This window comes from Blastococcus sp. SYSU DS0617 (genome assembly GCF_054051075.1).
Window position 1 is genome coordinate 513,240 of record NZ_JBJHAO010000001.1, and the last position, 6,001, is coordinate 519,240.

Annotated in this window: 5 protein-coding genes and 1 tRNA gene; 5 read left to right on the forward strand and 1 reads right to left on the reverse strand. The window is 74.3% G+C overall.

The features are described from left to right. Nucleotides 1-82 precede the first annotated feature (82 nt). Nucleotides 83-1,066, reverse strand: coding sequence for an acyl-CoA desaturase (locus tag ACI793_RS02530; RefSeq protein ID WP_456604778.1), 984 nt, complete (start codon nt 1,064-1,066; stop codon nt 83-85). Nucleotides 1,067-1,302: 236 nt separating this feature from the next. On the opposite strand from ACI793_RS02530, the gene ACI793_RS02535 reads away from it, so the two are divergent. The 5 genes from ACI793_RS02535 (at nt 1,303) to ACI793_RS02555 (ending at nt 5,852) form a co-directional block, all read left to right on the forward strand. Then, a tRNA-Gln gene (locus ACI793_RS02535) sits at nt 1,303-1,375 on the forward strand. A gap of 30 nt (nt 1,376-1,405) precedes the next feature. Further along, a complete protein-coding gene (gene glmU / locus ACI793_RS02540) occupies nt 1,406-2,929 on the forward strand; it encodes a bifunctional UDP-N-acetylglucosamine diphosphorylase/glucosamine-1-phosphate N-acetyltransferase GlmU (RefSeq protein ID WP_456604779.1) in 1,524 nt (507 codons plus the stop codon). Then, on the forward strand, nt 2,926-3,906 hold the full coding sequence (locus tag ACI793_RS02545) for a ribose-phosphate diphosphokinase (protein ID WP_456604780.1): 981 nt from the start codon (nt 2,926-2,928) through the stop codon (nt 3,904-3,906). Before glmU ends, ACI793_RS02545 begins: the two co-directional genes overlap by 4 nt. Before the next feature lie 33 nt (nt 3,907-3,939). After that, nucleotides 3,940-4,968 (forward strand): adenylyl-sulfate kinase, encoded by a 1,029-nt coding sequence (gene cysC, locus ACI793_RS02550; RefSeq protein WP_456604781.1) that lies wholly within the window; start codon nt 3,940-3,942, stop codon nt 4,966-4,968. 188 nt (nt 4,969-5,156) lie between these two features. Continuing rightward, on the forward strand, nt 5,157-5,852 hold the full coding sequence (locus ACI793_RS02555) for a 50S ribosomal protein L25/general stress protein Ctc (RefSeq protein ID WP_456604782.1): 696 nt from the start codon (nt 5,157-5,159) through the stop codon (nt 5,850-5,852). The last annotated feature ends 149 nt before the right edge of the window (nt 5,853-6,001 follow it).

A 6,001-nucleotide genomic window follows, 5' to 3' on the forward strand; every position in this document is an offset into this window, starting at 1 on the left:
CGCACGCGCGGCCGGGCCCGTTCGCCACGCCCGGTCTCCACCGCGCCCCGCCGTGCCGGGGATGCGGCCCCGGCGTCCTCGCTCAGGACGTGGCCGGGGCCTCGACGCGGCGCTTGGCGGCGAGCCGCACGGGGTCGGGCCACTTGACGTGGGAGGCCCAGCCGAGCTTCTCGAAGAACCAGATGACGCGGGCGCTGATGTCGATCTGGCCGCGCAGCACGCCGTGGCGGGCGCAGGTCGGGTCGGCGTGGTGCAGGTTGTGCCAGGACTCGCCGCCGCTGAGGATCGCCAGCGGCCAGAAGTTCGTCGCCCGGTCCCGCGACACGAACGGCCGGTTGCCCACCACGTGGCAGACGGAGTTGATCGACCAGGTCACGTGGTGCAGCAGGGCGACGCGCACCAGGCCGGCCCAGAAGAACGCCGACCAGGCGCCGGCCCAGCTGCCGGTGATCAGACCACCGAGGACAGCGGGCATCGCCAGGCTGAGGAAGGCCCACACCACGAACGTGCGGCTGATCAGGACGAGGCCGGGGTCCTTGAGCAGGTCGGGTGCGTACCGCTCCTGGTTGGTCTTGCGGCGGTCGAACAGCCAGCCCAGATGGGCGTGGAACATGCCCTTCAGCAGCGAGCGCAGGTCGGTGCCGTAGCGCCAGGGCGAGTGCGGGTCGCCGGCGCGGTCGGCGAAGGCGTGGTGCCGGCGGTGGTCGGCGACCCACTGGTTGACCGGGCCCTGGATCGCCATGGAGCCGGCGACGGCCAGGCCGAGGCGCAGCGGCCGCTTGCCCTTGAAGGAGGCGTGCGTGAAGTGCCGGTGGTAGCCGACCGTCACACCGAGCAGGGAGAGGTAGTAGAAGCCGACGGCGAGTCCGACGTCCAGCCAGGAGATGCCCCAGCCCCAGACCGCGGGGATCACCGCGGCGAGGGCCACGAACGGCACGAGCACGATGACGTAGAGCGTGACGATCTCGAGCGTGCTCTTGTGCCGGCCGATGGCGTTGGCCGGCAGTCCGGCGTAGGGCTCGGCGCGGGGCGGAGCCGTGGGCCGGGTGAGTGCGGGAGCGGACAAAGGAACTCCTGGGCGGTGTGGCGACTGGCTCCGGGCGCGGTCTGAGCCGGCGTGCTCCGGGCTACGTGCGGCCCAACCTACGGCAGCGTAGGCAGGCCCGCGAACCGGGACGGGGGCGCACCAGATGCCCCGCACGGGGTTCCGGCGGTGTCCCCGCAGGCGGCCCGGCCCTTAGGCTCGACGCGGGTGCCGGTCCGCGCGGGCACCCCCGTGACGCCGTCCGCCGGCGCCGCGGGTGGGGGATGGGGTAATCGGCAGCCCGCCGGCCTTTGGAGCCGTGCAGTCTCGGTTCGAGTCCGAGTCCCCCAGCAGCCGTGCCGTCACCGTCGGAGGAGATCCGTGGCCCCCCAGGAACCGTCCCCGCCCAGGCCCGCCGGCCGGCCGGCCGTCGCCGCCGTCGTCGTCCTGGCCGCAGGCCAGGGCACCCGCATGCGCTCGTCGACGCCGAAGGTCCTGCACACCCTGGGCGGCCGCAGCCTGCTGGGCCACGTGCTGGCCGCCGCCGAGCCGCTGTCCGCCGGCACCACCGTCGTGGTCGTCGGCGCGGGGCGGGAGCAGGTCGAGGCCCACCTCGCCGAGATCGCCCCCGGCGCCCTGGCGGTCGTGCAGGAGCAGCAGCTGGGCTCCGGCCATGCCGCCGAGGTGGCCCTGGCCGCCGTGCCCGACCTCGAGGGGTCGGTGCTGGTCCTCAACGGGGACTCGCCGCTGCTGACGACGCGGACGCTCGCCGGCCTCGTGGCGGCCCACGACGCCGCGGGCAGCGTCTTCACCGTGCTGACCGCCGAGGTGGACGACCCCACGGGGCTCGGCCGCATCGTCCGGGACGACGGCGGAGCGCCCCGGGCCATCGTCGAGGAGCGCGACGCCACGGCGGAGCAGCGCGCCATCCGCGAGGTCAACGCGGGCGTCTACGTCGCGGACGCCGGCACGCTGCGCCGCGTGCTCGCCGGCATCGGCTCGGCCAACGCCCAGGGCGAGCAGTACCTCACCGACGCGCTCGCGCCGCTGGTCGAGGGCGGGGCGCCGACCGCCGCGGTGCGGGCCGACGACCCCGACGACGTCCTCGGCTGCAACGACCGCCGCGAGCTGGCCGAGCGGCGGCGCACGCTCAACGACCGCGTGCTCGACGACCTGATGCGCGCCGGCGTCACCGTCGTCGACCCGGCGACCACGTGGGTCGACGTCACCGCGTCCGCCGAGGCCGACGCCGTCCTGCAGCCCGGGACCCAGCTCCTCGGCACCACGACCGTCGCCTCCGGCGCGGTCGTCGGACCCGACAGCACCCTGGTCGACTGCGTCGTCGAGGCCGGCGCCAGCGTGGTCCGGTCGCACTGCCTCGGCGCCGTCGTCGGGCCCGAGGCGACCGTGGGCCCGTTCAGCTACCTGCGCCCGGGCACCCGGCTGGCACGGGGCAGCAAGGCGGGTGCGTTCGTGGAGACGAAGAACGCCGAGGTCGGCGAGGGATCGAAGGTGCCGCACCTGTCCTACGTCGGCGACGCCACCATCGGCCGCGGCGCCAACATCGGGGCCGCCACCGTCTTCGTCAACTACGACGGCGTGGACAAGCACCGCACGACGATCGGCGACCACGCCCGGATCGGCTCGGACACGATGCTCGTGGCGCCGGTCACCATCGGCGACGGTGCCTACACCGCCGCCGGGTCGGTCATCACCAACGACGTCCCCCCGGGGGCCATGGGCGTCGCGCGGGGGCCCCAGCGAAATGTGGCAGGCTGGGTCCGACGCCGTCGGCCGGGTAGCCCCGCCGCGGAGGCCGCCGCAGCCGCAGAACGGCGGGCGGACGCCCCCCAGACCACCACCGGGGCGCACGACGACGACGACGAGGGACAGCAGACCCGATGAGCGCCATCCGGCAGACCACCAACAAGAGCCTGATGCTCTTCTCCGGCCGGGCCTACCCCGAGCTCACCACCGAGATCGCCGGGCACCTCGGTGTGACGCCGACCCCGACCGCCTCCTACGAGTTCGCCAACGGCGAGCTGTTCGTGCGGTTCGAGGAGTCGGTGCGCGGCTGCGACGCCTTCGTCGTGCAGAGCCACACCGCACCGATCAACACCTGGCTCATGGAGCAGCTGATCATGGTGGATGCGCTCAAGCGCGCGTCGGCCAAGCGGATCACCGTCGTCGCCCCGTTCTTCCCCTACGCCCGCCAGGACAAGAAGCACCGCGGCCGCGAGCCCATCTCCGCCCGGCTGGTCGCCGACATGTTCAAGACCGCCGGCGCGGACCGGCTGATGACCGTGGACCTGCACACCGCGCAGATCCAGGGCTTCTTCGACGGCCCCGTCGACCACCTCTTCGCCCTCGACCTGCTGATCGGTCACGTGAAGGAGCGCTGGGGCGACCGCGACATCACCGTCGTCTCGCCCGACTCCGGCCGGGTGCGCGTCTCGGAGCGGTGGAGCGACAAGCTCGGCGGCACCCCGCTGGCCTTCATCCACAAGACCCGTGACCCGCTGGTCGCCAACGAGGTCGTCGCCAACCGCGTCGTCGGCGAGGTCGAGGGCCGCGTCTGCATCCTGGTCGACGACATGATCGACACCGGCGGCACCATCGTGAAGGCCGCCGAGACGCTGTTCGACGCCGGCGCCGCGGACGTGATCGTCGCCGCCACGCACGGCGTCCTGTCGGGCCCCGCCGTGGAGCGGCTGTCCAACAGCAAGGTCAGCGAGGTGATCATCACCAACACGCTGCCCATCGAGACCGAGCGCCGGTTCGACAAGCTGACCGTCCTGTCCATCGCCCCGCTGCTCGCCCGGGCGATCAAGGAGGTCTTCGAGGACGGCTCGGTGACCTCGCTGTTCGACGGCGCCAGCTGAGCCTGCTGGTCGGACCTCGAACGGCACCGGCACATGCCTGAGACGCGGGTCCGCCTCGGTGAGGACGACGTCGCCGCACTGGCCCGCTACTCCTTCGGCCTGAGCGGCACGGCCCCTGACCTCCCCGAGGCGGCGGCCTACGAGGACGCGCAGGGCGTCGTCGTGGCCACCCGTGCGGCGGGACGGCTGACCGTCGTCGAGGTCCCGCGCTGGCGCTCGCCGGCCGCCGTGGCCGCGCGGCTGGCCGATCGCGGGTGGTCGGCGCCCGGCGCGTGGGTCGGGCAGCCCCCGGCCGACCCGGCCGAGCTCCCCGCACGCGTGCTGGCCCTCCTCCCGGTGGCCGGGGCGCCCGCGGACTCGGCGACGATCTCCGCGGCCGCGGCGGCGTGGGCCAGGGTGCGTGACAGCGGTCGCGAGGTCGAGCTCGTGTTCGTGCCCGTGACCGCCGCGGATCCCGAGGTCGGCTGGGCCCCCCTGGCCGAGACCTACGGCGCGACGCTGCTGGGCGCCGGGATCGCGACCGGGCCGGATGCCCGTACCGGCGGCACCGTGCTGTTCTTCACCGGCCTGTCCGGTGCGGGGAAGTCGACGATCGCCGCCCGCGTGGTCGAGCTCCTGCTGGCCGACGGTCGCGGCGTCACGCTCCTGGACGGCGACGAGGTCCGTCATCACCTGTCCGCGGGTCTCGGGTTCTCCCGCGCGGACCGGGACACGAACGTGGCGCGGATCGGCTGGGTGGCCGCCCGCATCGCCAAGCACGGCGGCATCGCGGTGTGCGCTCCCATCGCCCCGTACGCGTCGATCCGCGCGACGGTCCGCCGGGAGGTGGAGACCCAGGCCGGCCCGGGCAGCTTCGTGCTCGTGCACGTCGCGACCTCCCTGGCCGACTGCGAGCAGCGGGACCGGAAGGGCCTGTACGCGAAGGCGCGCAGTGGCGAGATCCCGGCGTTCACGGGGATCAGCGACCCCTACGAGGTGCCCATCGACGCCGAGGTGACCGTGGAGACCCGTGGCCGCACCGTGGACGAGTGCGCCCAGCAGGTGCTCGCCCACCTCGCGTGAGGCACCCACCGCACGCCTCGTCCCGACGTCCGGGCAGGCGCGCGGCCGCTCTGGGGTAATCTGGTCGGCGTTGCCCGGCGAGGGAGCGGTCCCACTGCTCCGTGATCGACGTGCGTGTGCCCCACGGGGGTGCGCTGCGCCCGGACGCCGGCACGCACGCAGACCCTCTTCGCTAGGAGCACACCACCGTGGCTGACTTCCGTCTCGAGGCCGAGACCCGCACCGAGTTCGGCAAGGGCAGCGCCCGTCGCACCCGCCGGGCAGGCCGCGTCCCCGCCGTCCTCTACGGGCACGGCCAGGACGTCGTCCACCTGTCGCTGCCGGCCCGCGAGTTCGCCGCAGCCCTGCGCAACGGCGGTACCAACGCCCTGCTGACCATCGTCCTGGACGGCAAGGAGCAGCTGGCCCTGACCAAGGCGGTGCAGCGCGACCCGCTGACCCGCACCCACGAGCACGCCGACCTGCTGCTCGTCCGCCGCGGTGAGAAGACCACCGTCGAGGTGCCGATCGTCGTCGTCGGCGACCCGGCTCCGGACTCGATCCCGAACCACCAGCTCAACACCGTCTCGATCGAGGCCGACGCCACGAGGCTGCCCGACAGCATCGAGGTCGACATCACCGGTCGCAGCGCCGGTCAGAACATCTCCGCCGGTGACCTCGTCCTGCCCTCCGGCTCGACGCTGGTCACCGACCCCGAGGCGATGGTCATCGGCTTCCTGGGTGCCCCGACCGCCGAGGCCCTGGAGGCCGAGCTCGCCGAGGCCGAGGCCGAGGCCGGCATCGAGCGCGAGGACTCCGACACCGACGGCGACGTCGTCCCCGAGCCGCAGGACCAGGGCAGCGGCGAGTCGATGGAGTCGGCCGAGAACTCCGCGGACAACTGAGGCTTCCGCTGACCGACAGCTCGACCCGCGGGGGGGGGGGGGGGGGGGGGGGGGGGGGGGGGGGGGGGGGGGGGGGGGGGGGGGGGGGGGGGGGGGGGGGGGGGGGCGGCGGGCGCGCGGGCCGGGCGGGCGCCGGGCCCCCCGGCGGG